This is a genomic window from Methylomonas sp. 11b, assembly GCF_000515215.1.
Lineage (GTDB): Bacteria > Pseudomonadota > Gammaproteobacteria > Methylococcales > Methylomonadaceae > Methylomonas.
Genome location: NZ_KI911557.1, coordinates 2,685,894 through 2,711,411 on the forward strand (window position 1 = coordinate 2,685,894; position 25,518 = coordinate 2,711,411).

A 25,518-nucleotide genomic window follows, 5' to 3' on the forward strand; every position below is an offset into this window, starting at 1 on the left:
TTATCGCTCGTCTTGTTTGACAGGTTGTGGCGGTTTATAGGAAATCAGCCAGTAAGTAAGGCCCAATGCCACGATGACCGCAGCAATGGCCATAATGTAAGCCGGATCCAAATCCTTGAAATCCAGCATGATGACTTTTCGGGCCACGGCCATCAAGGCAGTGGCTATGACCATTTTGATCGGTAGTGTGTCGTGTTTAATGTACAGCGTGATGTTGATAAATATCTCGATCGCGATCAACACTGCCATGAACGAACCAAAGATCACCAGTATGTCGGAGACCGTCAGCATCAAAAATGGTGCCGCGACCACTCGCTGAAACATCACGTAGCCCACGTCAGCCACGCCCCACAAAATCACCAGTACCATCAGTACCGCCAATATTCTGACCGCAAAGTGAATCACCGCGTGCAGGACTTTGAGCATGGCATCTTCCGGAACCGGCGGCACTTTTACTTCGTGGGTATCGTCACGGCGAGTCGCACCGGGCCGAGTGGATGCCGGTGGCGGCATGGAAGGTCGAACGGGCGGTTTCGTGTCCATCTACAGCTCCTGGTTTTTCTGCCAAGCCACATAAGCCAATAAGGCCCATGCCGCTAAAAAGGCCAGGCCGCCAAACGGCGTAATCATGCCCAGCCAACCGATATTGAATATCGCCAGTAAGTATAGACTGCCGGAAAACAGCACGATGCCGGCCACCAAACACCAGCCGGCCCAGCGCAATAATTTATGTTCCGGTAACACCGCAATCAAGGCCAGGATCAATACATGCCACATCTGGTAGCTTACCGCGGTTTTATAAACTTCCAGCAGATGCTCGGATAATAAATGCTTCAAGCCATGCGCACCGAATGCACCCATCGCCACGCCAATAAATCCGCCGACGGCGGCCAGAAACAAAAAAGGTGGACGCATTATTTCTCCAACAGGCGCGGCATCAGTTGCACCAGATTACACGGCCGAGTGCGGTAATCCAATTGTTCCTTGATCAAGGACTCCCAAGCAGTGCGGCAGGCGCCGGACGAACCGGGCACGCAGAATATGTACGTGGCGTTGGCCACACCGGCAATAGCCCGCGATTGCATCGTCGAACTTTTGATGTCTTGATAAGAAATCATCCGAAACACTTCGCCAAAGCCATCCAACACCTTATCCAACAATGGCTGAATCGCTTCCGGGGTACCGTCGCGGCCCGTCACACCGGTGCCGCCTGTCGTAATAACCGCATTGACTGCCGGATCGGCGATCCAATGACTAACGGCGGCGCGGATTTGATAAATATCGTCGGGAACGATTTTTTTATCGATCAAGTTATGCCCCGCATCGGTCAAACCAGTGACCAAGGTTTGCCCGGATACGTCGTCCAATTCAGTCCGCGTATCGGATACCGTCAACACGGCGATATTGATCGGAATAAACTCTCGGACTTCGCTCACGGCAGGGCTCCAGATAAAGGCTACCGCATTCTAAGTAAAGCGCCGCCGGACAAGCAAGCATTGTTTAATTCGCCGGCTGTCATACCGGCTTAACCGATAATGCCGTAAACTCCAGATATTAACTCTAATTCAGTTAGCTGCCGTCTACTCGATCATGCCTATCCAGATTTCCCGTTACGAAAAAATCGCCAGTCTGGCCGCCTTATGCCTGCTGCTATTTGCCTGCTATCAGGTATTAAGGCCGTTTATTTTCGATTTGCTATGGGCGGCCATTCTGTGTTTTGTCACCTGGCCGCTGTATTTGCGTTTACGCGACTGGAAGCTGACCGCCAACTGGGCAGCCACCGCGATGGTTCTGCCGATAGGCATATTGCTGCTGACGCCGTTCGTAGCCGCCACGCTGACATTTACCGAAGATATAAACCACTTGCTGCAATGGCTTAATCAAAGCCGGCATGTGTGGCCAGAGCCTCCGGCTTGGTTGCAATCTTTGCCGGTAGTCGGCGACAACGCTGTCGCTGCCTGGCAAAGTGTCGGCGAAGACTCCAGTCGTCTCGTCAATCTGGCCCGGCAATATGCCTTGGGCGCCAGTAGCTGGGTGCTGCAACAGGGAATCGGTTTAGCCGGCGAACTGATGCATATGGGCCTAGCTATTTTGGTGCTGTTTTTTTTCTATCGCGACGGCGAACACGTAGCCCAACACGTCGTAATTGGCGTCGAACGCCTGGCCGGCGAGCGCACCCAACGCATCCTGCACATCGTGCGTTCCAGTCTGCGCGCGGTGGTATACGGCATTCTCGGCACTGCCCTGGTGCAGGCGCTGGCTTCTATCCTGGGCTTTGTCATCGCCGGCGTACCTTACGCCTTTGTGCTGGGCGTAATCGCGTTTTTTTTGATGATTATTCCCGCGGCCGGCACGGTGATCTGGCTGCCGATTGCCTTATGGTTGCTGGCGGAAGGCGAGACCGGCTGGGCAATCTTTATCGCGCTGTGGTTTTTGCTGTTCGTCGGCACTATCGACAACTGGCTGCGGCCGATTCTGATCAGCAGGGAAGTGGAATTGCCGTTTGTGTTGATCGTATTCGGCATTTTCGGCGGCCTGTTGGCCTTCGGCTTTATCGGTGTATTTATCGGCCCAACCTTACTGGCAACCAGTTATGCCTTGATTCTGGACTGGCTGATCCGTAACGAACACGAGGAACAAAACAATGAAGCCGGCTTGAATGACAGCTAATTTTCCGGCTATTTACCTGCAATACCAACGCTAATTGCAGGCCCCACACTAGACAGAAAAGCGCCAAAGTAAGTTATTGCTATCATTGTCGCCAGTTTCCTGGTAGATTCGAAGCCGTGATCGAACCACAGTGAGATTACAAACGACCGACAATGACAGCAAAACTGCAACCTTGCCCCTCGTACTCCTACCGTCTCCTCTTGTAATTGCCTTCCGGCAGCCCGAAGAAACGTCTTAATTAATTCAGCACTACCCCAGCAAAAATCGAGGCTTTATGATTTTACGCACACCGCCACCACCCCGTATCGGCTGGCACTACGACACCTATTTCCTGGCGCAATTGAGCAAAACCAAGAAACAGGCAAAAGCGTCTTAATATCCGCTGGTTCGGATACGCTCGCTAAACCTTAGCGACAAATGCTAATTCACCGACGACTGGTCATTTAAACCGAAAGTTTTGTGGCCCGAGGCTTGCTTCCGAAACTAGCGGAGGATACTAATCATGTCGGTGAAACACCAATTTACCATCTGCCCCACGCAACAACTTCCCGAACTCGGCAAATTTTCGTTTAAGCTGCTCTATCGAGGCACGCCGCGTAACGCGGTTCTGGTGCGCTTTCAAGGAGAGGTTTACGGCTATCTAAACCAATGCGTGCACATGCCTAAGGCATTGGATTGTGAGAACAGCAACATTTTCGACGAATCGGGACGCTATTTGCAGTGTTCCATGCACAGCATTTGCTACGACCCAGTCAGCGGCGAGTCTTTAAGCGAAATTTGCCTGGGCAAAAAACTGACCGCGCTGAAAGTTAAAGAACAAGACGAATGGATTTACTTAGTGGATAAAAGAGCCGCGATTACCGGTTGAGGCGTTGGCCCGGGGCGAAACAACCAGCATCGCCCCATTTATATTAGGCCGTTTTAGCCGTGCGCGGCGCCTTCTTTGATCTGTTGTTCCAACTTTTCGTGCGCGCGCTCCAGCTTGGCGAACACCCTTAAAATATCGGTGGCGGACAATATGCCTACCAGTTTGTCTTTTTCCACCACAGGTAAAGCGCCGACGCGGTGTTCCGCCATCATTGCCGCTGCTTCCGACGCCGGAGTTTCCGGGGTAACGGTGTAAACGCCGCGGTGCATGATGTGCACGACTTTTTGCGAAACCACATGCAATTGACTGTTGTCCTTACTGGCCTCCACCGCATTGGAATTACTTTTTGGCCCCAGAGCCTTGTATAAATCCCGGTCGGAAACGATGCCGACCAATTTGCCTTTTTCAACCACGGGCAGATGACGGATTTTTTCGTAATGGATCAAAAAGAACACGCGATCAATCAGATCGTGCGGTTCGACGGTAAATACCTTGGTAGTCATTAATTCTGCTACGCGCATGATGATTCTCCAATAAAAATGTCTGTAAAAAAGTAAGTAAATTCTGACGCAATAGTGACACTATAGCCAGGCAAAATTTAGAAATATCGCATCGTCATGGATATGCACAGCCATTAAGTCGCGGAGAACAGGCCGTGAACCGTTAGCTCATGGAGTTTGAATGAACTCAATAAATCGTCCCGCCTAAATCCAGATAGGTCAGATAAAGCCGCATATCAAATTCCAATTGGTGATAGTCAGGTTCCATGTACTCGCATAATTTGTAAAACGCCTTGTTATGCTGTTTCTCGCGCAGATGCGGCATTTTACTCTCAACTTTAACGGCAATGGACAAAACTAATATCTTTATTATCAATAGGTTACAATTTTTAGCGGTGTCCATTAAAAAATTGCAAATATGGACAGATAATCTCCCTAAATGCAGCCTCTATGTATTCGATACCATCCACAACCTTGCTACCAGAAAAAGCTACCAGCGCCCGAAATGGATTTCCCTGCGCTTCAAGAAGACGGCTGATTGCCTTGTGGTAGCGGATAGGCTTTGTTGCATAAATCCATTCGCAAGCAAATTTCCCCTTACCCCAACCCGTAGGACAGACTTAGGGTAACCATGAGGCAGAACTGAATGGTGGCATCCGAGAATTTCTCTGCTCGTCCTCGCTTTCCACTGGCAAGTGCCAACCAATCCATCTCTTTATCAATCCATAGCGGCAGGTCACCCCGTTGCTTCAAGGAGCGATTCTAGTCTCGCCAGTTGGTGATTCGGTATTTCGCGGATTGTGGCTTTGGCATCCGAGGCGCTAGGTTAACAATTTGACCTTAACATGGGGTTGCCATCGGATTTATGCAACAAAGCCCAGAGCTCATACATGATCTATAATTTATAAGGTTCGAAAAAGCGCCCGCAAAGAATTAATGTGCTGAAAAACCTATATTTATAAGAAAAACATTTTTAATTCAAAATGATTTAAATATCCAAAAATCATAATTTTTCAACCTAATGTCTGAATAGAGCAAAAACAAAAAAATGGAAATCTAGATATGAAGGCAAAAAATGCTTGATACCGTACAACCGCGTGAACAAAATGGTAGGGATTCTTTTAGTCGCTACAGAGCTCAAGTTCGTTCGGCAGCTATAGCTTCTTTATCAATCTTAGAGGGTGGTAACATTGATAGGGTTTATTGTGATTTTCATGACGATTTTGTTATTCGAATGAAAACACCTGAAGGATATTGCTATATTTTTTATCAAGTTAAGACAAAGGGTAAACAAAATCATCTGTGGACACTTAATGAAGTTTTTGGATTAAAGACTAGAAAAAAAGATCAACGCAGCCAAACCTCTGATGATATTAAGAATAGCTTTGCTGGCAAGTTACTACTTCATACTATTGCTTTTCATGAGTTTTGCGATGCTGTTGTTTTCCAAACCAATGTTAATAGTGATGATGACATAGAAAATCTTCTCGAAGACATTAAGGCCAAAAAATTTGAAAATATTTTTTCGAAAACATTGATTGATAATTTTAATCTTTGCTATGAAACAGAGCTTACGGAAGAAGATGTTAAAGATAGAATAGCGAAATTTCGCATTGAAGCAGATGTTCAATATCTAAAACAGGTAGATGATAATTTTGAACCTTTAGCCAGGAACAAGATTTATACATTCAGTGAAGTAGATCTAGAATACGCTGAAGCAAAAGAAATATTATTAAAACTATTGAATCTTGTTGAAAGTAAATCCAGCGGAGTTATTAAAGAAATCACATTTGAATCTGTGGAAAGGCTTTCAGGAATATCAATAGACGACTTACTCTCTATTTTAAGCATATCTAAAGATGCATATAATAGCCTGATTGATGGCGGCGACACCAAAGCTATAAAAAACGCCTCAATCATACAAAGAACTTTATTAGCATCAGGGGCAAATAATGAAGCTATAGAATATTGCTCGCGATGCAAAACAAAATGGGATATATGGCTTAGGAATAACAGGCATGTTTTAGCAGAAATGGATTTGAATGCAATAATTAGTGAGGTCAGAAGAGTATTGGTTAATGAAAATAATCATGGAAGTGCAATAAGCTTATTTTCATTAAAAATTCCTATCAAAAACTTAATTTTAAAGTTAAGTGAAAACAAAATCTTATACGACCTAAATGAAGATCTTGTTTTGGGTGGTGTTTTTTCAGAGTTAGTGAAAGGAAAGTCATGAATTTCGATGATTTTTTTGAAAAAATAGAGCTATCCGATATATCAATTAATGTTTCCTTTGTCAGTGAAAAAAGGAACAGATTACTAGAAAATGAAGCTCTGTTTCAGTTGCCTTTAATTTGCCTGATTATTTTAATGATGGCCAAAGACAAAAGAAAACCTCGAGTTGCTGAAATAGGACAATTGGTTGGTGAAAGCATCGAATCAAGCATGTTAGGATTTAAAGGTTCTGCGCAACATATTGGATGGTCAGCCAATTTAAGAGTGAGAACTGTAAACGCGCTAAGTTTTTTAGAGCATACAAATTTAGTAGAAGTTAATAATAGAAAAAGCCGAATCAAGATTACTGACTTAGGAAAAAAAGTAATCAACAGAGCGTTGGAATTAGAGAATGATTTATCTTATAACTTAGCGCAAATCTCGCGGGCCTATAGAAATATTTGCATTTCAAAACAATTGGATATGGAACTCGAATGAAATTAGTTAGCCTGCAAATATTTCCATCTGGTCAGTTTGGCTGGAAGTCTGACTTGCTTACATTTGGGAAAGATATTACCCAATTGTATGGCCCAAACGGATGCGGGAAAACGCCTCTAGTGCAGACAATAACTTATTGTTTAGGATATCCAAGTATTTTTAGAAACGATATATATGATCATTGTAATTACGCGATATTGATGGTAGACACACCAAAAGGCATTCTTAAGATAAAAAGAGTCTACAGCAAAGATGTTGATATTGAAGTAACAGATCCAAACAATAACATACAGCGATTCTTTGATGAAAAAGAATATTCATTATTTTTTGTTCGATTGGTTAGGCTTTGAAGTAAGTAATTTAGTAGCAACTGACAATAAACTTAGCCTGCCATATCTTTCTACATTGCTTCCAATTTTTTATCTTGATCAAGATGCTGGATATAGCGATATCTATGCACCACCTAAAAAATTCATTAAAGACCAGTTTTCCGAAATGATTAGGATGGCCATTGGTCTGCCTGAGAAAAATTCATTTGATGCGAAAAAGGAACAATTCAAAGCAAAAGAAAAGTTAGACTCCCTTGATAGGCAAGTTGAGTCTAATGCAAGACAAATAGAGCTGGCTAAACAAAATGTAGCGGCGATCTCCAAAACATCAAAAGAATTAAATGAGGAAATCCATGTTATTGAATCTGATATATATCGATTAAAAGATACAGGCGCTAATCATGATGACTCAATAAATGTACTTGATCGATTGATCTCAAAAAACATTGAGGCCATCAGAGATGTTTCCAGCGAATTTAATGAAATATCTAAACGAATGCAAAGTGTGTCTAGAATCATTCATGAAATCAATACTGAAGTAGAAGCTCTGAACCTAAACGAAGAAGCAAAACGTGTTTTTTTGTCGTTTAAAGAAATATGTAGCGCTAGTCATTGCCAGTTATTTTCATTCAGTTCGGAGTCTTACAGCAAAAACCTATTGTACTTAAAGGATCAAATTAAAGATTTGGAGAGAAATTCAGAAATTGACAAAATCAAATCTGAACAGCTATTAAACCAAAAGCTAATTCTTGAAAACGGGTTGCAATTATTAGTTGAAGAAAGAAACTCAGCTTTACAAAAAAGTGAAATTTCTGTGCTAGTTGATACGATCTCTGAGCTCAAAAATCAAATTTTCTCATTGCAAAGTCAATGTGCGGATATTGATAAAGTTGAATTCTTAGAGAAAAAGCATGTCGAAATTTTATCTGATAGAAATAGAGCTTTAGATAAATACGAGTCTTTTTCGAAACTCAGATCATCAATTCCAGAATTGGTCAGGGCTAGGGCTGACATGAGACAGTACTATTTAAACTGGTTGGATATCTTGCTAACAAAAAATATTAGCAGGGATATTACTTTTAAGGATGACTTTACGCCAGTATTAGGTAACGAAACAATTTCACAACTAAAAGGAAGCACTAGAACAAGAGCTGTTCTAGCTTACCATGCCGCCATTTTAGAGTTAATCTTAAGTGATTCCAGGCCCCACTTTCGATTCATGATTTTAGATACGCCAAAACAACATGAAATTCATAATGATGATCTGGATCATTATTTGAAAGAGCTGAAATCACTATGCCAAAAATTAAATTTACAGATTATATTTTCTACCACCGAATATCATTATGTTGGTGATGAAAATGATAAGGAATGGAATCCATTATATCCTGGAGAAAAACAAAACATGTTTCTTTCAATGGCTTAAGGAACCTCTGATTAATTCGCAACCTAGAATTTTTGCATCAATTAAATCAGTCACTTGCACATTTGATGCCTTGAAAAACTGAATTAATCAGAGGTTCCTTAATATAAAATTATTGTTTCCTAATTTTAAGGATATTATCTATTTTCTCGGAGCTATATTTTGATCGCATTCTTTCTAAAAACTGAGGTTCCGAATCATTAGCGAACCCAAGCAGTCCTTGCAATCTGTAAACCTCGTCATTCGGAAGTGCGCCTAGAGAGAAACTATGAATCAAGCTACTTATTTCTCGTTTTCTCTTTCTTCCAATAGATACGTTTTTATTATTATCAATAATTAGACCCGTTATTCTTATTTGGCTTTTTTTTGATAAGTGCACGGTTTTTTTAGAGTTAATTATTAATCTTGGGTATTCAATAGCTCGAATAATAGATCTAATATTTTTCTCTATATTTTTTGTTGATTCTTTTTCGTTTGTTGAAAATGTAAGATCATCTGCGTATCTTGTGTATGTAATATTATTTTGACAACACCACGAATACAGCAGAGTGTCAAAGTCGAACAAAACGGTATTGGAGATAATCGGTGAGCTTGGGGCGCCAATGGTAAGAAAAAGCTTTCCAGATCTCTTGTTTTTCTTACATGATATCCTTGCAATATCCATGATCTCTTCATAAGAGTATTTATCGGATAAATATTTATTTAAATGCGCTATTAGGTCATCAGATCTTATAGAAGTAAAAAAATCTTTAAAATCAAATTTCGCAAAATACTTGTTATTTTTGTGAATAGACGCGTTTTTCTTGATGCTAGATCCAGCTCTATACGCTGTTACAGACTGATGAATTGGTAGTTTTGAAAAAACATTTTCCACTAACCATCTCTGGATGAATTTTGTCTCTTTTGCGGGCTGCGAAATAATTCTTTTTCCACCGCTTTTCTTGTTAATTGAATATGTTTTATAAGCATATGGTGACCGCGTAATAATCCTGTTAATCTGCAGGTCACTTATTCCTAGTGAACCTGTTATTTCTCGCCTCAAATTAGTGCTCATTAGCCACTGACTCCTAGAACTTGCTTAATAACTCTAAGTCGATGTCGGTGCTTTAAATTTTCGCTATTGTAATAATCTATACATTCGACCGAAATCCTGAATGTATCTGGATAATCACCATTATTTAGACAGATCCTTAACCTATGATACCCCTGACTGCTATGCAAATAAAAAATTGAGTCACTATAATGTTTTTTTATGATTATTCGAAATCTTTCTAAAAGAAATAATTTTGATTTCAATTGCTCTTTTGTTATTGAAATACCAATTAAAATTAAATAATCAAACACCTCATGCTCTTTTAGCGCAGCGAAATACTTAATAATTTCACATATTAAAACAAATATATGCGCTGATTTCTCAAACCTTAATACTTCTGATTTTTTTTGTTTATCCAGTTCCTTTTCTATATCAACTATAACATCACAAACCACTTCATCAGTTATAGAATGAGGGCATCTTATTTCCCATGGGTAGCTTTTTACGCCGGATTCGTTGCGCTCAGAAATACACCTTAGTATCCCTAGGTTTATAAAGGACTTCTCATTATCAAATTCACTTGACCTTATTGCGATTACCCTTTTATTGACATCAACTATTTGAGTAAAGGCCCCTAATTCGACTAATGAACCAGCACTTTCAAGAATAATAACTACAAGAGAGCATATATTGGCCAAATCAGTTTCAAACGCCAACAAATCTTTAAATATTCCATCGGAATCCCATGACGAAATCTCTTCCGGTCTAAAAATTTCATATTTAGCATGCGAACGACTAATTGCATCTCGAAGAGACTTTACAGGTGGATCTGGATCATCTGGATTATTTTTGGGGGGCGCAACTTGACCTCCGCAAAGAAGTACGATCGGAGTTTCTGAAAACTCGACCCTACTCTTCGAGAAGTCGATAGTGGACAGCAGTTTCGCTCTGAAATCTGAAGAATCTTCTTGCATGAAAATTGTTCTTTACCAAGATCAACCGCAGATACACTCTGTGGACCGGAGTGCAAACGGAGGGCCGCAGAGTGTATCTGCGGAATAAGTCCAAGCAATTCTAAAGAGTCTGGCTAAACGCCCGACTAAGCTAAGTATGTTTATACTTTTAAGCTTTATTCGCGTAAAGAACCTATTAATTATCGATTGTTGGCTTTTATTTTGTCAATGAATTTATGGTGAGGGGCGTAGGGAGGATGGCGATTCGCTTATCCTCCTTACACTTTCGTGGCCTATATGTCGAATTTAAATTTCTAACCGGACATTCAAAATAAATATACCATCTTATGTATTGGGTCGGTTTTTGTCTGTCAACCAACCTTTATTTTACTCAGTGCCTGTGCCCGCTTTTGTTAATTTCAATGAGTGTGCAACAAGAAAAACAGGAGCTGTGCAATTCATACAGTCTTTGGTGTGCAAGTAACATGCAATTTTGCACGCAATTAACATTAAACGTTTTTCCGGTAGCGGCACATTCGAATTGACCGTTGAGCTGTACTAAAAAATGCTGCCGCAAATCTTCCTCACCCATTCCTTTGAATGCACAACTCGCGCCATTGCGCGAATTCTTCAACGCCCAGCCAGTACCATTAGTCGAGAACTGCGTCGTAATAGCAAGGCTGATCACTACGGTAGTGCCCAAGCGCAGCAAGCCCGTCAGCATCGACGGCGACAATCACGACCACGACACAATCTGCATGCCGATAGCGTATTGTTTGGCGTTGTTCAGCATTTCCTTCGGCAAGGCTGGTCGCCCAAGCAAATTGGCCGCGCTTTACCCCAAAGGCCATGAGTGTCGCTTGTCACACGAAACCATCTACAACTGCATCTACGCCCAACCGGTCGGCGAACTAAAGCGCGACCTGATTGCCTACCTACGCCAGGCTAAAAACAAACAGCTGCCGCGTAGCAAGGGGCAAGATCGTCACGGCCAGATACCAGACATGCTCAGCATCCACCTGCGACCACCCGAAATCGAAGACCGCCAGTTTCCGGGGCATTGGGAAGGCGATCTCATCAAAGGCGCTGGCAATGCCAGTGCCGTCGGCACCTTGGTGGAACGGTATGACCAAAAATCAAGGTTGAGAAAAATTGGTGACGATCCGATGGTTAAGTAGGATTGTATCGATCAAATCCAGGACAAATTGCTTACAATACTAATTTAATCTCCAGAATCGAACGCAAGCATGGCAAACCAATATGACTTAGCCAAAACCAGACTTTGCGCCGCAGTGGTATTAGCTCGATTTAATGATAATCCGGCAAAAATCAAAGAATCGGATGATGCGCTTAAATCAGTGCTCGGCACTGGTTGGTCGGAGACCGCAGCGTTTCAATTTATGTCTGGCAAGAAAGCCAAGGCTGCACTTGATTACGGAACAAAGGATGAGCAAGTGCTCTTGCTTGCCGCCCATCAGATTGCAAAACACCTATGTAACATCACTGGGCTAGGTGCTGTAAGCCAACTTAGCGATGTTGATCGTTTAGAGCTGGAAGCATTGATCTCAGCAAAACAGCACTAACAACATTTATAAGCGGCTAAAAACACAACTCAGCGCGTTTACTTTAGATCTAGTCCACTTCAGCATATAACGCTTTTTTATCAACAGTAGTAGAACGGTAGTTGACTGACCTGAAAGCTGCCGCCGACGAAGGTTGAAGCGTGGTTAACCTTGTATGAGCGATTAACACTGCGAGGTTATCGGTTAGCGACCGGCGAAAGGAGCGAGTAAGGGTGAAATTTCCTACATTTGGCGCCATCGTGCAATCTAAGCGTATGGAATTGAGTTGATTCCATACATAAGGGATGTACGTTCAAGAATTATCAAAAACGCCCGCCGATGAGTTCATTTCTGGGTAAAGCCAAGTGCAATATCCTAGATTCTCCGACACAAGGCCAAGGGTACGGGGTTGTCTTCACCATAACCAGCAAAAACCGAAGAACAATATGGTGGGCTTTAGCACAATTTCTGCCCAGAAAATTCTGCCTAGATGTACCAAGCTTCATCATTATTCAAAAAAAGCTTTGCTGCCTCTCTAAGTACAGAGTTTTCCCGTTCAAGTTGGCGTATGCGTTTTTGCAAGTCTTCAATTGGCGCATCTGACTGACTCGCAAAATGTCTGCTAAACCCTTCTACACCAATAGCTTTCCAGCCATAAATCGTCGATGGATGGACACCAAATTCATGCGCTGTTTTCGCAACACTTCCAACCTTTTCCAGGTACTTCAGTACTTTGATCTTGAATTCGTTCGAATAGGCTAATTTCATTCGCACACCAATACTAAGAAGTCCTTAGTATATCTTATGATACCACTCTAAGAGAATCTTAGACATGTCGATTATGCCTCTGGCAAAACCATGTCTTTAAAAACCCCGATACCCGAACGTCTAAAGCAGGCAAGAACCAGAAAAGACATGACGCAACAAAAACTTGGAGAGCTGTTGGGGCTTGACCCAAATAATGCAAGTGCCCGCATGAATCAATATGAGCGAGGCAAGCACAGTCCTGATTTCACTACAATTAGACGAATATCTGAAATTCTTGATGTACCCGTTGCATATTTTTATTGTGAAGACGATGTTGAGGCAGAAATTGCAGAAGCTGTTCACCATTTGGATGTCGAACAAAAACAGCACTTGCTTTCATTTATAGAAAAGCTAATCCAAGAATCAAAGAAAAGTTGAATTTGAATTTACCACCCATTCCAACAAAAAGTCGGCCATCTATTACCATCGAAAATTGCCCTATTTCTATATCATTGCCCCGGTTCCGATGGGATTTTTTGGCAACTCTAACTGTCGTTATCGCCCCTATGTAGATAGCAATTATTTCTCTTGATTGCTTGTCGCAAGCAATCTCTAGCTAACATACTAAAATCAACATGCCTGTAAGCCTAACTTGAATAGCAATCTGGGTAAAATATCATACAAATTAAATACCTCTTTAGCTCTAAGTTCAATCAGATTGAAGTTATGTTTCCGGTAGATAGCTAGCCATTCTTGTTTTGGGGTTAGACAATTTGCGCTGTATTCGTATCCCCAAAACTTAATATAGACCTTACCAAGCGATTTCTAACCTTATGGTTGATTTTACGAGTAAAGCTCTCCATACAAGTCAAGGTGAGTTAAATACAGGCGCAAATCGAATTCATACTGATGATATTGCGGCTCTATATGTCGGCACAGTTGATAAAAGCTTTTGTTGTGCTCTTTCTCACGAAAATGGGCAAGCTCATGGGTTGTTATCATTTTCAAAAATTCTTCTGGTCCATTTTTAAACACACTTGCGATTTTAATCTCATTTACCGTTTTAGTTTTATTGCCTTGGACTTTAGTAAAAAAATGGTGCTGCCCTAATGCATGTTGGATAACTTTTATTTTCGAGTCATAAACTAGGCGATTAAGCGGCTGTGATTTTCCTAAATATCGACTCTTAAGACCCATTGTGTAATCATATAGTTGCTTGTCCGTGCGTATATTGTGAGGCACAGGGTATCTCTTGAGAAGAATTTCCGTTAATTTACCATTGTTGATTGTTTCTTGTACTTGTTCGAGGGTTTCTGCTGGATAGCCAATTAGATACTTTAATGAATGCATAAATGATCTGCACAATATGTTTATTTTCAGGCAGTAGAATAGCTTAATCGTTCATTTTAGATCTTGCGCAATGGAATAACATTTGTTCCAGCAAGTTGGGCAAGTTGCTTTTTCACCTCATATAGCTCATTTAAAAGGGAAATCTCTCTGCCTAATGCTGCTTCCAATTCGAGCCGGTACTGTTCTGCTTTGAGTCTTGACTTTATTAACTTATCTTCAAATTGATTTGAATTTTTAGCTTGCTCCGCAGCAGCTACATCTATCGCATTTATAAAGTCGGAGAAGCTATCTCGCGCTTTTTTAATGCTTCCCTTTTTTCTGCTTGCTTCTAACGCTACTGCGTCATTAGTGATTTTCACACCTTTCCGAACATTAATAGGAGTTCCATTTTTAATTCTATCCAAGGCATCAAAATAGTCGGTTAGAGAAGAAGTTGGCATTTTAGTCACCGTTGTTCAGATCAATCTTTATAGCTCGATTTCTTGCAGAAATTAATATATCTAGGTCAGCTTGTTCAGTTCTATATTCAACTAAATTTTTATCCAAAGAGCTAACTAGCTTTTCTTGTGCCGCAATAACTCTTTCAAGCTTATTAATATTACATACCAAATTTTTACACCCATTTTGAAGACAGTCCGTATTTATCCACTTTAAAGCTGGTTGTTTGCAAGTCTCCGTGCTAGTGCATCCACCTAAAAGTGTTTCACGGTAGGCTATTTCTCCCCTTTTAAATTGCTGTAGAGTTTTTTCCCTATCAAATGATATTTCACCGTCAACACCTATGATTCTATTTTTAATCCATGAAGCATGACCACCAAACAAAATATCATCTGATAATAGAACATTTAGTATATAGCTCAACCCCTCCGATTCTGGCATTGTTTCCTGCCATAGAGCACCAAAGTGTAACTTGTCGTTGCCTATAAAATTTTTGGCGTAAATAGATCCTTTAGCATAATAGAGAGACATTTCATTGGTGATATGTTGGAGCTGCCGCCGTAAAGATGGCAATGAAACAAGGCCAGAACGTTGAGCATAAAGGGCAAGAGATCGACGTAATTGATGCGAAGTAAATGTCCACGCGTTCCCTGGGGAGAATTTATCATCAGCCCTCCAAGCTCTATGAGGGTCGATCTGCTCTAGCTCACAAACATCTTCCTCTTGAATTAATGGCTGCACTGTCTTACGGAATCTCGGCATGCGGCTTAAATCAATTTTGTTAGGCCTAAAGCGCCCGTCTTCAGGTACTACTGAGCCGCCTGCTAAGGAGAGGTAGCCTACAGAGACGAATAAGGGATAGTATTTTATGTTCGTTTTTAAGTCGTCGGCATTAACTCCGAATGTTGAATATATGCTCTCTGCAATTTTCTGTGCTGTCTTGATGGCTTTGTATGCTTCAGCGTTGGTAACCCATCGTGTTTGCTTTTTGCGACTGTTGTTTAACTTTGTTGTACGGCCTAAAACAATGTAATGTTCTATACCGTTGATAGTCTTTGTTTCTATGCAATTGTATGGCAATGAAAATGCCTCGTCATCCCGCATCCCGGTAAACAGTTGAATTGTTAACTTCGCTGCCAACTGAGTTTCTGCTATTAAAGTCGATAAGCTCTTAACATTATGATTAAGTCCATTTTCGGTTATATATTTTAAGCAGATTTCCGAAGCGAGCTGAGGAAATGTTAAGTTTTTCCTATATGGAATACCTAATTTTCTAGCTATGTGAAATTGGCCACGAACACTTCTTCCGGCAAAGGGATTTTTTCTACAAATTTCAGCAGTAATCAGCATATCTTCCGCCACTTTATCCCAGTCGGATAGTGATAAGGTAAGTTGACTAATAATTATTGAATATATCCTAGTTGGAATTGGTGAATGTTGACTAAGTGTATCTCTATACTGCATTCCACGGGTGCGTATTGCCTGAAGAAATTTATGCCCTACTATTGTAAAACCATATTTATAATTAGTTAATTGCGGTAATAATGAGCCTAAAGATTGTACGATCCACCCTGATTTTTGTAATTCAACGAAATTCCATAATTTTTTTTCATCCCCTAGTAAATCGCGTATCGACAATTTATTTGTATCACAAAAGCGAGCTAGAGCATTAACTGTTGTGAGATAATTTTGTAGAGTTCCTATGCTTAACGAAGGGCCATTACGGAGCCACATTAATAAAAATAGGATCTGTCGAGACTCATCCATTAGCTCCTTTCGTCGAAACGTTATCTCTCCGTTATCCCAAAATTCAAAACTTAGTATGCGTGGCTTTTCTTCAGGATGATAAGCAGATAAGTTCCAAGTATTATCGCCATATACAGATGCAACTGAGCCGTTGCGGTGGCGACTGACTACGAAGCTACTGTTAGGTTGCTCATTATGTGAATCATGGAATGTGTCTGGCGACACCGCGCCTACAGGAATATCTAATTTAGCTTCATACATCAGCCTCATTGGATTAACTCCAAATCAATAAGCATTTCGAGTTTTCTAGCCCAATAAGAATCAAGCTCTCCAAATTCGTCCACTTCTTTAGCTATTTTTTCTACTAGTTCTGTATTATGCTCTCGAATTTTGTCCAAAATTTTATTGATTCTATTTAGAACAAGGATTATTGTCTCTTCATGATATTGAATTGTAGGTGATAAACGAATGGATTGTTGAATGCAATATCTGCAACTGATTAGCTTTCTAGTGTCAATTTCATCCGCGTGAACCTTAAATTTGTCGCAGAATAGGCAACCTTCGGGTTTTTTACAATCCAAATCTACACTATTGGTAGAAATTATCCTTGATGGTGATCCATAGCTTGAGCAGGTACCTAATGACTGGGTGATTCCTCCAGTAATTTTGGTATCTTTTGATACTACTGTTTTCGAAACCTCATTAAGAAATTTTGATACCTCTTGGATCTGCGTATTTTCTGAACCAGAGATGTACGAAGCCAAGACTGTCTTTTCGGTATTTTGTAAAATTAATGCTGTAGTTGCTGGATCAGTATTTCGAATCAGCCAGTCACTTTTGGCTGCTCTCCACTGGCGAGCATTTATAGGTTTTAAAGGATGATGTATTTTCTTTAGAGAATTATAGGTGTGGATAAGTGTAATTTTTATTTGAGTAGGTTCGGATGTTCGTTTACAGCCTCTTTGAAAAAATAGCCATTCACACTGGAATTCTTGAAGTAAGTATTTTCTCAATGATAAAAATTTTTCAAACTTCGGCATGAAAGAACTTGGAAGCTCAAAACTGACATCTTTATTATTAGCGCGCCATTTTATTGTTCTAAATAACTGCCTCGATGGCTCAATAGTGTAATCATCTGACCAAGTTAGATTTACCACTTGCGACCAATTCATTCCAGTTTCCGCTAAAAACAGAATAACAAAAAAGTTTAGCGCGTTCATTCCTTGGTTAAGCCTATGAATATCGTGGTAATTTCTATTGGATTTATTTATTTGTTTATTAGCTTCCTTTATTGCCACTTTTATTTGATTTTCTGGCTTAATTGAAAACCCAGGAATATTCATTATTTCAGCAAGAGTAGAAACTCTACCTTCTTTGTAATTGAATGCGAACGATCTATTATCAGTTGACAAATAATGTTTAAACCAAATCGTGGTAGGGAATATCCATAGTTTATTTTGAGGATAATTTGCGAAGGACGGAAGACTCAGCTGGAACGGGTAATACTGAAAACTGGTTACAAACGGCACTATACTTTCGAACAAGCATTCGCATAAGCAAAGTATTTCGGACTGGGTTTTCTCATTTGGTGGTGAGGTGCTGATTCTCAATGCGGCGTTTGTTCTTATTAAATTAATACCATGCGAAAAGCTGTCTGTATTGAAAAACCCCTCTAGTACCTTTAATACTGTTATTTGTTGGCGAGCAGCGCCATTTACTGATATTGCGTTTGTATTTACCCTCTCTCTGAGGTTTTTCACATAGTCTCGAAATGCTAATTTCGCGTTATCCACATCGCTGATTGCTTCTCTATAGTTATTTTGATCTGCCCAGTCCATGAATGGAATAAATCGAGCTGCGAAATCTCGCACAGTTTCTGGCCTATTACCACTGTACAATACTTCGTCAGATACGTATCTAATAAGCTTTCTTACAGCATGCTTTCTATCTGCACTTAGGCTGCTTAGATTTACTTTTCTCCCGCCGGCCTTTTTTCTTCTTTTATTGGCTTCGCTGTATTTTTTGGTTTCTTCTCTATCAAAATAGCAAAGGGCACCAAAGTCAACGGTGTTTCCTTTTGGGAATTTTAAGATAACCAAATGAGGGTGTTGGATGTCGTCATATTCAGGAAGTGGCAATTCGTAAACTGTAGTGTCTCGCTCATTTTTCATCTTGGATTTACAGGCATATATCGACCAAGTTTTTTAGATGTTCGTCATACCTAGCGTTAATGTTTGAGACTATCTCAAGGTTGGAGCGGTACTGGAGATATCTATCCGTAGTTGCAGAAGATTCGTGACTCATACGTGCTTTTACAAACTCTCTAGCTTGGTGCAATGTTATTTCGCCTATACTTACTCGCTCCAATTGTCTATCAGTTAAGTTCATTCCATATGATGCTCTTGTATCATGAAATTGGTAATGGAAATCTGGGGCGTTATTTTTAGTTCTAATTAATGGGATAACTCTATCAGTAATAAATTGTCTTACCCCCTGCCCAGCTTTGGCATGACGTATTGAATAAGATTGATTGAACATAAGGCTATCCGATTTACTTTTATATAATGGCGATCCTCTTACGCTGAGAAACAGATATTGACTTTCATTTTCGCCCACATCTGATCTAGCTCTGCGTTTTTTAGCTCGTTCACTTTTTGCATAAATATTTAGCTTTTTATAAAGCCATATGGGAATGTGAATAATTATTTTTTTATCATTTTTAGTATCTATATCGGTTCCAGGCCCTGCGGGAAGTCTGACTTCATCAGCGGTTCCACTATTAAACTCGGCGGACACGTGTTTAATTCTCATCGTTAAAATTGTTTGTATTCTTGCGCCAGTTACCAATCCAAGCAAATGAATCAGTAACATTTCGGTATTTCCTAAAGAAATCAAGGAATCTATTAGCCATTCTTGTTCTTGTGTTGTTAGCGGCTTAAGTTTTCCGCCATCGTCTATTCGTTTATCGTATGGGTCTTGTGACTGCGTCGTCTTAATTGATACATCTGTGGACGTTATATGTTTTGAAAATTTAAAACCATGTAAGTCTACTAGCTGAATGTACCGATCTGATTCCTTCCAAGGCAAATTTGTAGGAGTTAAAGTGCCTTCCTGTTTTAGCCATGAATAAAACGATATAACTGCACTCATACGACGCTTTGCTGTGGACGCTTTAAGTCGTCCAGACGCAATCTCAAGCTTTAGGTAGCTGTGATAGCGATAGGTTGGTCTTTTAAGTTTATGTGAAGGGAAATCTGTCCAGTCGATTTCAGTTTCATCTAGAAAACGACGAAAAGCTGCTAGCGAGTCAGCAATACTCGCATATGTCGACATTGTTGGTGAAATGCTTGATTCAATTCTAGATAGGAGATAAATATTTGCTTCAGCCCAGGGGACTCCATTCTTATCTAAAACTATTGGATATAGATTAAATTCTGAGCGCATCCATGATGGCTTATGATCTGTGCGATTACCCTCTACTTCATCGTGTTTTTTGCGAACGTAATACTCGAAATATGTCCCCCCTTTTGATAAAGGAACCTTTATAGCATTCTTATCAGAGGGGGAGGCTATTTCAGTTATTTCTAGAATTGGTAGCAATATTCTTCTGGCTTCTCGTTTCATATCAATGATTTTTTGAGTTGGGCCAGAGCGAGTTGTTATGGCTTGATGTCCATATTAATAAGACTTGAAGATCATATCAATTCGTCATTTACTTGTGAGTACCAGCTCGTGGACGACGATCATTTTCAAAAACTCCGGCGGCGCAAGTTTAAAGATCGCGCCGATGCGAATTTCATTTTTCGATTTTAAATTGCCGCCCTGCACCCGCGAAACCACCGAGTGCAACCCCAAGGCCTGATGTAATACATCGATTTTGTCGTCGTAAACGACTTTACTGAGCGGACCGGATTGCCGCAGAAATTGATTTTTAAGAGCCATCGTGTAGGCATAAAGCGCCTTGTCGGTCTTTATGTCGTGCGGTCGGGGGTATTTTTTTAGCAGCAGCGCGGGCAGTTTGTCGCTGTCGATCAGCGTATGCACTTGCGCGGTGATGGCAGGCGCATAGCCGGCCAGGTATTTTAACGGGCGCATAAGCTAAAACCACGCACCCGTTGGCTCAGTCCCATGGCGGCTCGTCTCCGTCATAGGCTACGAAGTTTTTATCGCTGGAGCGGGTAGTGCCGCCGACTACGCTATCGGCTTTTGGTTTTCTCGATTCGTCGCTGGGCAATTGAGCAAGACCAGGCTCGGTTTGCCATTTGGCAAACAGCGCCATGTCTTTATTGGCGGGGACATACCATTTCTTGACAGCAGCATCCCATCTGGCGCCCAGCGCTTTAGCCGCATCCTTCTCGGCATAGGGTACGTTCAGGTAAGTTTTCGCGTCAGCCATTTACCGCAGCCGGTTCAAGATTAATTGCATCGCAATATTGTAAATCATTGCTTAGGCAAACGACGCGGATAATCCAAGCTTACCTGTTGAAAACCTGGCGCTGAGTGAGTTTGACGAAACAACGGCCGGATCGGCCAAGCCGCAGAAAAATCAAAGCCTACGGTTTTTTGCGATTCGAACCCATGGTGCTGGCAAACGTGGTCGCTGCGAGCAATGCCGAGGAAATAATAAAATCGCCCGAAATAAATTCGATAACGCCAGTGACGAACACCAGCCCGGTCAAAATATCTTTGTGTAAGCGGTTCATGTTCGCTTCCCGAAGTAATTAATGCATTTAGACTATATGCCCGACCACATTAATTAACAATGATACTAAAAATACATTGATTGATCGCTAAAAGGAAACAATCAAATAAATCAACCCCCAAGCCGATTCAAAACTTAAGCCCAATCACGCTTTTAAGATCAGCGACATAGACACCTCAAAGCTTGCGTGGCACTCCAGGCGGTTTGCAGGCCGGTTAACTTGGCTTATCTACCGCCTAGACGCCGAAACGGCAGCGCCAACAGGCCAACAAAGCCCAACTGGGCACTATCGCGAAACTCGGATAAACCTATCGTCATTTTGGTCTGCGCTTCTCGCGCTTGCGGACAATAGGTTTTAAACAATCTATCCCAACATGACAGCGAGAAGCCGTAATTGCTGTCGGTCTCAGATTGAAAGGCGGAATGGTGAATACGGTGCATATCCGGTGTCACTAGCAAATAGCGCAAGCCGCGTTCGGCCGCGGGCGGCAGGCCGACATTTCCGTGATTAAATAACGCGCAACCGTTCAATATCACTTCAAAAGCGATCACCGCGAACGGATCGGCGCCGAGTAACATCACCAGCGCGACCTTATAAAGCATCGACAGCACGATCTCCAAGGGATGAAAGCGCACCGCAGTCGTGGTATCGAAATCCATATCGCTGTGGTGCACTTGGTGCAAGCGCCAGAACCAACGCCAGCGATGGGCGGCGATATGTTGAGCGTAAATCGCCAGATCCAGCAGCAACAGACTCAGCACTATCGACAGCCAACGCGGCACCGGCAACACATTGAATAAGCCGATTTGTTGTTCGGCAGCCCAATTGGCCGCCAGCCAAGCCGCCGCACCGATACTGAGCCGCATCACACCGACATTCAAAATCGCCAAGCCCAGGTTGACCGGCCAGCGGCGGCGTCGCTCCACACTTAATTGGCGCTTCGGTCGAAACCACTCCCAAGCCGCCATTAACAAGAATATCCCCAAAAACACGCTCAAGCGCACCATTGCTTCCATCACAGCCTCCGATAATACCGCGCCGCCAACTCATCCGGATGGGCTCCGAAAAAATACCGCAGCCGCAAGCACCACATCAATAAAATCGTTCTGAGGATACCGTGTTGTTGCCAACGTCGCGCGGCAGTCACTACCTCAGCCTTCAGACAGCAAGGTTTGCCGATTTTTTTTAGTGCGGCGCTGATGGCAATATCTTCCATCAAGGCAATCTGCGGAAAACCGCCCACGGCCCGAAAGGCCTGGCGGGTGATGAAGATGGCTTGGTCGCCGGTAGCGATACCGGTCAACCGGGAGCGCGCGTTCATCAGGTAGGCGATCAACTTAAAAATAGCTTGCGGGCTGTCGAATTGCACATCAAAACGGCCCCAAGCGGCACCCTGCGCCACCGCCGACATAATCAGCTCCGCAGCCCGTTCTGGCAGCCGGGTGTCGGCGTGCAAAAACAACAACACCTCCGCTTGTGCATGTTCCGCCCCCAGATTCATTTGCCTGGCCCGGCCACGCTGACTGGGCAAAACCAGATCGACCAAAGGTTTGGCAATAGCCGGACTGGCATCACTACTGCCGCCATCGACCAACAGCAATTCGCAGCGCGTTCTGAGCGCCTGCAAGGCTTGCAATTTATCCGCAAGTTGCGCAGCCTCGTTGATCACCGGCATGATGATGCTGATTTGCGCTTTCACTGGGTGTGCATGGTGATGTTACTTGAAGTGATTTCGCCTAAAGCCTTGCCGCGCTTTGCATTTAACCCAACACCCCGGCAATCTCTCGAAAACACGCCAGCCCCGCCTCCACGTTTTCGATAATCTCGGCTACGCGTATAGCTCATCATTTCCTGCTCGGCTTGTTCGCCCAGGTTGCGAGTATCGAGCAAAGACAGGATGCGTCTGGCGCCGGTGAACTTCAGTAAGCGATACATCGCGGTGCAGGTTTTGCCGGAACCCTTACTAGCGGAAACAATTAAGCACCCACGACTGTTGCGCCAACCGCGCTGAGCCAAGCCGCGATTAAAGTACACCCCGTTCTATCTCTTGCAAATAGATAAATTCCGGCGCTTTTACGCCGGCCTGTTTTCTGATTTCCACCAACTCCGCAGACTCGAAAAAACGCCGGGCATTGTCCAGCGAGTCCCAAGCAGAAAAGTGGACGATGTTATTAACATCGTCATCATAGCGCAGCAGTTGGTAGCTGATTTCTCCGGCACGTTTTCTGATCTCGGCGGCCTGATCGAAAATCTGCTTCCAGGCCGGATAGGCGGCAACCTCATGGATGATTAATACGTGTGGCATGCAGACTCCCGCTTTTTAGTATGGCTCGCCGTCTTTGTGGGTGAATCGCCAATTGCCGTCAACCAGCAGCGCTTGCAAGTCATCGTCCGGGTAAATGACCGCATCCCCAGCGGTCCTGTCGCCGATTTCCAGGTATTGTACGTCTGCGTTTGAACGGTTCAGCAACTGATGGGCATTACCGGTGCCGGCTTTAAATCCGGCGCACATACCCGGCGCAAGCAGTGTTTCACCTTCATCTGTGACGAGTGTCGGGTGCCCTTGGAGTATGTAAATAAACTCGTCTTGCAGCGAATGCGCGTGGCGTAAAGCTGAACGGGCGCCGGGCGCCAGCGTGGTTAGGTTGACACCAAAATTTGCCAGGCCAAATACCTCGCCGAGGCGGCGCTTTTCTCGCCCCGCTATGCGCGAGGCAAACGGCTCCGGGTAGAGTGATGTAGTCCGTGCCGTCACATCTGCCGCCGGCACGGCGATTGGAGTATGTTTAGTGTTCATGCTTATCCTGCAAGTAGAAATCCGCGCGCAGAGCCTAAGGCCTCACACCCGGTTTTTTTAAAATCCGGTGGATATTAGCCCAGGCCTCTGACCGCGATGGCCGAGTTGGCTGGCCTCCTGAACAAGCACACCGCTACCCCAGAGCGCCGATATGATCAAGCTCGCCTGTTCGGCAGCGGTGCTGGAAAAAAAGTTGACCTCTGCGGCTCGCTCAGCGGAAACAGGCAGAAGATTGCCTTGCAGACGCCGCGCCAGCTCTTTTGCCACGGCGGTGGCCGGGTCGATTATCGTCAGGTCCGGCCCAACGATTTCGCGAATCAGCGGTGCCAGAAACGGGTAATGTGTGCAGCCCAGCACGATGGTATCGGCACCGGCCAGCAACAGCGGCGACAGGTAACCGACCAAAAGCTCCCGCGTGGCCTCACTGTGTAATTGTGCCTTTTCAACTTGTTCGACCAGACCGGGGCAAGGCTGCAACAATATTTCAATGTCTTTACCGTAGGCAGCACACAGCTTGGCTACGTTGGGGCTGGCTAGTGTGCGACTGGTGGCCAGCACGCCGACCACCCCGGATTGTGTGGTTTGCGCGGCCGGCTTGATGGCGGGCTCCATCGCCACCACCGGCACCGGACACCAAGCACGCAGTTTTTCGATTGCGACCACCGTGGCGGTGTTGCAAGCCACCACGATAGCCTTCACGCCGGCATCGAGCAGCAGTTCGGTAATCGTTGTCGCTCTATCCGCAATAAAATCCGCATCCCGGTCGCCGTAGGGCGCATAGCCGGAGTCCGCCACGTAGAGCAAGTCTTCCCTAGGCAGTTCCGCGCGGATTGCCCGCAGCACGGATAGGCCGCCGACACCGGAATCGAATACGCCAATGGGGGCATCAGTGTGCGACGCTGTCATCAATGGATACTGCCTTATATTAAGTTGATCAGGCTTGGCGCCGTTGCAAATACGCTTCGTTAAGGCGGATGGCTTGCAGCGCTGCCGGACGCGCATAGATCCGCGCCACATAATCTTCGAACAACGGGCGCTTGTCGATGCTGCCGAACATCATGCCCCACCCCAGCTGCGAGCCGACATACACATCCGCCGCAGTAAATTGCTCACCGCAAATATACGGTCCGGGCAACAGCGCTTTTTCGACAGCATTGATTGCTGCCTCGTAACTGCCAAAGCCGACAAAGCCATTCTTACCCTCAGGCACCTGCCAACCCAGCGCTCTGGCGGTAACGGCCTGCTCCAGCGGACCGGCCGCGAAAAACAGCCACCGAAAATAATCGGCGCGCGCGGGATGGTTGACGGCCGGCAGCAGATTTTTCTCCGGAAAACGATCAGCCAAATACGCGCAAATGGCGGCGGTTTCCGTGACGAGCGCAGCGCCGTGTTTCAGCGCCGGCACTTTGCCCAGCGGATTAACAGCCAGATAGTCGGCGTTTTTCATCGCGGCGCCGAACTCCAGCCAGACCGTTTCGTAAGGCTCGCCCAGTTCTTCCAGCATCCAGTGGGCGATACGGCCACGCGACTGCGGATTGGTATAAAACACCAGATCATTCATTGTGCGTTCTCCTTGGGGGATGTTGAACTAAAGCCAATATGGCGCGGGATTTTACACCGATAAACTTGACCGGACTCAGACGATATTTTGGGGCCAGCGTAGATTTTGACCCATCAGGAAAAATAT

The 25,518-nt window shown here is 43.6% G+C and carries 31 protein-coding genes and 2 pseudogenes; 9 read left to right on the top strand and 24 right to left on the bottom strand.

Going from position 1 to position 25,518, the window contains the following annotated elements; genetic code table 11:
• From METH11B_RS0112925 to moaB, 3 genes are read right to left on the bottom strand one after another with little or no spacing between them, the layout of a single operon-like run.
• Positions 1 to 543, bottom strand: a complete 543-nt coding sequence (locus METH11B_RS0112925; RefSeq protein WP_026602370.1) for a phosphate-starvation-inducible PsiE family protein — start codon at positions 541 to 543, stop codon at positions 1 to 3.
• Positions 544 to 915, bottom strand: coding sequence for a DUF423 domain-containing protein (locus METH11B_RS0112930; protein WP_026602371.1), 372 nt, complete (start codon positions 913 to 915; stop codon positions 544 to 546).
• Positions 915 to 1,436, bottom strand: coding sequence for a molybdenum cofactor biosynthesis protein B (gene moaB, locus METH11B_RS0112935; RefSeq protein ID WP_026602372.1), 522 nt, complete (start codon positions 1,434 to 1,436; stop codon positions 915 to 917). Before moaB ends, METH11B_RS0112930 begins: the two co-directional genes overlap by 1 nt.
• A 154-nt stretch (positions 1,437 to 1,590) precedes the next feature.
• On the opposite strand from moaB, the gene METH11B_RS0112940 reads away from it, so the two are divergent.
• Entirely contained in the window at positions 1,591 to 2,670 is a 1,080-nt protein-coding gene (locus METH11B_RS0112940; RefSeq protein WP_026602373.1) for an AI-2E family transporter, read from the top strand.
• A gap of 502 nt (positions 2,671 to 3,172) precedes the next feature.
• Positions 3,173 to 3,538, top strand: coding sequence for a Rieske (2Fe-2S) protein (locus METH11B_RS0112945; RefSeq protein WP_026602374.1), 366 nt, complete (start codon positions 3,173 to 3,175; stop codon positions 3,536 to 3,538).
• A gap of 53 nt (positions 3,539 to 3,591) precedes the next feature.
• On the opposite strand, the gene METH11B_RS0112950 is transcribed toward METH11B_RS0112945, so the two are convergent.
• The 3 genes and pseudogenes from METH11B_RS0112950 to METH11B_RS28555 form a co-directional block, all read right to left on the bottom strand.
• Entirely contained in the window at positions 3,592 to 4,059 is a 468-nt protein-coding gene (locus METH11B_RS0112950; protein ID WP_020484490.1) for a CBS domain-containing protein, read from the bottom strand.
• 166 nt (positions 4,060 to 4,225) lie between these two features.
• Positions 4,226 to 4,393 carry a DUF45 domain-containing protein gene (locus METH11B_RS0112955; protein ID WP_269319478.1) on the bottom strand — a complete coding sequence of 56 codons (168 nt, stop codon included), beginning with the start codon at positions 4,391 to 4,393 and terminating at the stop codon, positions 4,226 to 4,228.
• Between the two features lie 272 nt (positions 4,394 to 4,665).
• Positions 4,666 to 4,851: pseudogene (locus METH11B_RS28555) on the bottom strand (transposase); the annotation flags it as partial.
• A gap of 262 nt (positions 4,852 to 5,113) precedes the next feature.
• Between METH11B_RS28555 and METH11B_RS0112960 the strand changes: the two are divergent.
• Genes METH11B_RS0112960 through METH11B_RS0112970 form a run of 4 tightly spaced genes read left to right on the top strand, consistent with a single transcriptional unit; the run spans position 5,114 to position 8,505 of the window.
• Positions 5,114 to 6,274, top strand: coding sequence for a dsDNA nuclease domain-containing protein (locus METH11B_RS0112960; RefSeq protein WP_026602376.1), 1,161 nt, complete (start codon positions 5,114 to 5,116; stop codon positions 6,272 to 6,274).
• Complete coding sequence (locus METH11B_RS0112965; protein WP_026602377.1) at positions 6,271 to 6,750, top strand: hypothetical protein; 480 nt, start codon at positions 6,271 to 6,273, stop codon at positions 6,748 to 6,750. The genes METH11B_RS0112960 and METH11B_RS0112965 overlap by 4 nt, the downstream gene beginning before the upstream one ends.
• On the top strand, positions 6,747 to 7,100 hold the full coding sequence (locus METH11B_RS29470; protein WP_197026954.1) for an ATP-binding protein: 354 nt from the start codon (positions 6,747 to 6,749) through the stop codon (positions 7,098 to 7,100). The genes METH11B_RS0112965 and METH11B_RS29470 overlap by 4 nt, the downstream gene beginning before the upstream one ends.
• Positions 7,054 to 8,505, top strand: coding sequence for a hypothetical protein (locus tag METH11B_RS0112970; RefSeq protein WP_026602378.1), 1,452 nt, complete (start codon positions 7,054 to 7,056; stop codon positions 8,503 to 8,505). The genes METH11B_RS29470 and METH11B_RS0112970 overlap by 47 nt, the downstream gene beginning before the upstream one ends.
• Positions 8,506 to 8,614: 109 nt before the next feature.
• Here the strand turns inward: METH11B_RS0112970 and METH11B_RS0112975 are convergent, their stop codons facing one another.
• Positions 8,615 to 9,556 carry a retron St85 family RNA-directed DNA polymerase gene (locus METH11B_RS0112975; protein ID WP_026602379.1) on the bottom strand — a complete coding sequence of 314 codons (942 nt, stop codon included), beginning with the start codon at positions 9,554 to 9,556 and terminating at the stop codon, positions 8,615 to 8,617.
• Positions 9,556 to 10,509, bottom strand: coding sequence for a retron St85 family effector protein (locus METH11B_RS0112980; RefSeq protein ID WP_026602380.1), 954 nt, complete (start codon positions 10,507 to 10,509; stop codon positions 9,556 to 9,558). Before METH11B_RS0112980 ends, METH11B_RS0112975 begins: the two co-directional genes overlap by 1 nt.
• Positions 10,510 to 11,086: 577 nt before the next feature.
• Between METH11B_RS0112980 and METH11B_RS29795 the strand changes: the two are divergent.
• Positions 11,087 to 11,648, top strand: a pseudogene (locus METH11B_RS29795) (IS30 family transposase); the annotation flags it as partial.
• An 87-nt stretch (positions 11,649 to 11,735) separates the two neighbouring features.
• Complete coding sequence (locus METH11B_RS0112995) at positions 11,736 to 12,071, top strand: hypothetical protein (RefSeq protein ID WP_026602383.1); 336 nt, start codon at positions 11,736 to 11,738, stop codon at positions 12,069 to 12,071.
• A 465-nt stretch (positions 12,072 to 12,536) separates the two neighbouring features.
• Here METH11B_RS0112995 and METH11B_RS0113000 read toward each other — a convergent pair whose 3' ends face one another.
• On the bottom strand, positions 12,537 to 12,818 hold the full coding sequence (locus tag METH11B_RS0113000; RefSeq protein ID WP_026602384.1) for a transposase: 282 nt from the start codon (positions 12,816 to 12,818) through the stop codon (positions 12,537 to 12,539).
• 90 nt (positions 12,819 to 12,908) lie between these two features.
• Between METH11B_RS0113000 and METH11B_RS0113005 the strand changes: the two genes are divergently transcribed.
• Positions 12,909 to 13,235 carry a helix-turn-helix domain-containing protein gene (locus METH11B_RS0113005; RefSeq protein WP_026602385.1) on the top strand — a complete coding sequence of 109 codons (327 nt, stop codon included), beginning with the start codon at positions 12,909 to 12,911 and terminating at the stop codon, positions 13,233 to 13,235.
• Between the two features lie 405 nt (positions 13,236 to 13,640).
• Here METH11B_RS0113005 and METH11B_RS0113010 read toward each other — a convergent pair whose 3' ends face one another.
• The 15 genes from METH11B_RS0113010 to METH11B_RS0113080 all read right to left on the bottom strand — a co-directional run bounded on the left by METH11B_RS0113010 (position 13,641) and on the right by METH11B_RS0113080 (position 25,392).
• On the bottom strand, positions 13,641 to 14,147 hold the full coding sequence (locus METH11B_RS0113010) for a YgjP-like metallopeptidase domain-containing protein (RefSeq protein ID WP_026602386.1): 507 nt from the start codon (positions 14,145 to 14,147) through the stop codon (positions 13,641 to 13,643).
• Between the two features lie 56 nt (positions 14,148 to 14,203).
• Complete coding sequence (locus METH11B_RS0113015; protein ID WP_036275947.1) at positions 14,204 to 14,587, bottom strand: hypothetical protein; 384 nt, start codon at positions 14,585 to 14,587, stop codon at positions 14,204 to 14,206.
• Position 14,588: 1 nt separating this feature from the next.
• The gene (locus METH11B_RS0113020) at positions 14,589 to 16,601 is read right to left on the bottom strand and encodes a hypothetical protein (RefSeq protein WP_026602388.1); all 2,013 of its coding nucleotides are present in this window, start codon (positions 16,599 to 16,601) and stop codon (positions 14,589 to 14,591) included.
• Entirely contained in the window at positions 16,598 to 18,502 is a 1,905-nt protein-coding gene (locus METH11B_RS0113025; protein ID WP_026602389.1) for a hypothetical protein, read from the bottom strand. The genes METH11B_RS0113020 and METH11B_RS0113025 overlap by 4 nt, the downstream gene beginning before the upstream one ends.
• Before the next feature lie 7 nt (positions 18,503 to 18,509).
• Positions 18,510 to 19,955: a site-specific integrase gene (locus METH11B_RS0113030; protein WP_026602390.1), complete on the bottom strand. Its 1,446-nt coding sequence runs from the start codon at positions 19,953 to 19,955 to the stop codon at positions 18,510 to 18,512.
• Between the two features lie 84 nt (positions 19,956 to 20,039).
• On the bottom strand, positions 20,040 to 20,426 hold the full coding sequence (locus METH11B_RS0113035) for a hypothetical protein (RefSeq protein ID WP_026602391.1): 387 nt from the start codon (positions 20,424 to 20,426) through the stop codon (positions 20,040 to 20,042).
• A gap of 25 nt (positions 20,427 to 20,451) precedes the next feature.
• Complete coding sequence (locus METH11B_RS0113040) at positions 20,452 to 20,727, bottom strand: DUF5710 domain-containing protein (RefSeq protein WP_020484488.1); 276 nt, start codon at positions 20,725 to 20,727, stop codon at positions 20,452 to 20,454.
• Positions 20,728 to 20,884: 157 nt separating this feature from the next.
• Positions 20,885 to 21,034: a hypothetical protein gene (locus METH11B_RS29485; protein WP_197026957.1), complete on the bottom strand. Its 150-nt coding sequence runs from the start codon at positions 21,032 to 21,034 to the stop codon at positions 20,885 to 20,887.
• Between the two features lie 224 nt (positions 21,035 to 21,258).
• Entirely contained in the window at positions 21,259 to 22,050 is a 792-nt protein-coding gene (locus METH11B_RS0113050) for a sterol desaturase family protein (protein ID WP_026602392.1), read from the bottom strand.
• A complete protein-coding gene (locus tag METH11B_RS0113055; RefSeq protein WP_026602393.1) occupies positions 22,050 to 22,733 on the bottom strand; it encodes a TIGR04283 family arsenosugar biosynthesis glycosyltransferase in 684 nt (227 codons plus the stop codon). The genes METH11B_RS0113050 and METH11B_RS0113055 overlap by 1 nt, the downstream gene beginning before the upstream one ends.
• Positions 22,730 to 23,068: a DEAD/DEAH box helicase family protein gene (locus tag METH11B_RS0113060; protein WP_026602394.1), complete on the bottom strand. Its 339-nt coding sequence runs from the start codon at positions 23,066 to 23,068 to the stop codon at positions 22,730 to 22,732. The genes METH11B_RS0113055 and METH11B_RS0113060 overlap by 4 nt, the downstream gene beginning before the upstream one ends.
• Positions 23,058 to 23,339 carry an antibiotic biosynthesis monooxygenase gene (locus METH11B_RS0113065; protein WP_020484480.1) on the bottom strand — a complete coding sequence of 94 codons (282 nt, stop codon included), beginning with the start codon at positions 23,337 to 23,339 and terminating at the stop codon, positions 23,058 to 23,060. Before METH11B_RS0113065 ends, METH11B_RS0113060 begins: the two co-directional genes overlap by 11 nt.
• A 15-nt stretch (positions 23,340 to 23,354) precedes the next feature.
• Complete coding sequence (locus tag METH11B_RS0113070) at positions 23,355 to 23,831, bottom strand: cupin domain-containing protein (protein WP_026602395.1); 477 nt, start codon at positions 23,829 to 23,831, stop codon at positions 23,355 to 23,357.
• Between the two features lie 57 nt (positions 23,832 to 23,888).
• On the bottom strand, positions 23,889 to 24,737 hold the full coding sequence (murI, locus tag METH11B_RS0113075; protein ID WP_026602396.1) for a glutamate racemase: 849 nt from the start codon (positions 24,735 to 24,737) through the stop codon (positions 23,889 to 23,891).
• Positions 24,738 to 24,765: 28 nt separating this feature from the next.
• The gene (locus tag METH11B_RS0113080) at positions 24,766 to 25,392 is read right to left on the bottom strand and encodes a glutathione S-transferase family protein (RefSeq protein ID WP_026602397.1); all 627 of its coding nucleotides are present in this window, start codon (positions 25,390 to 25,392) and stop codon (positions 24,766 to 24,768) included.
• Positions 25,393 to 25,518: the final 126 nt, after the last annotated feature.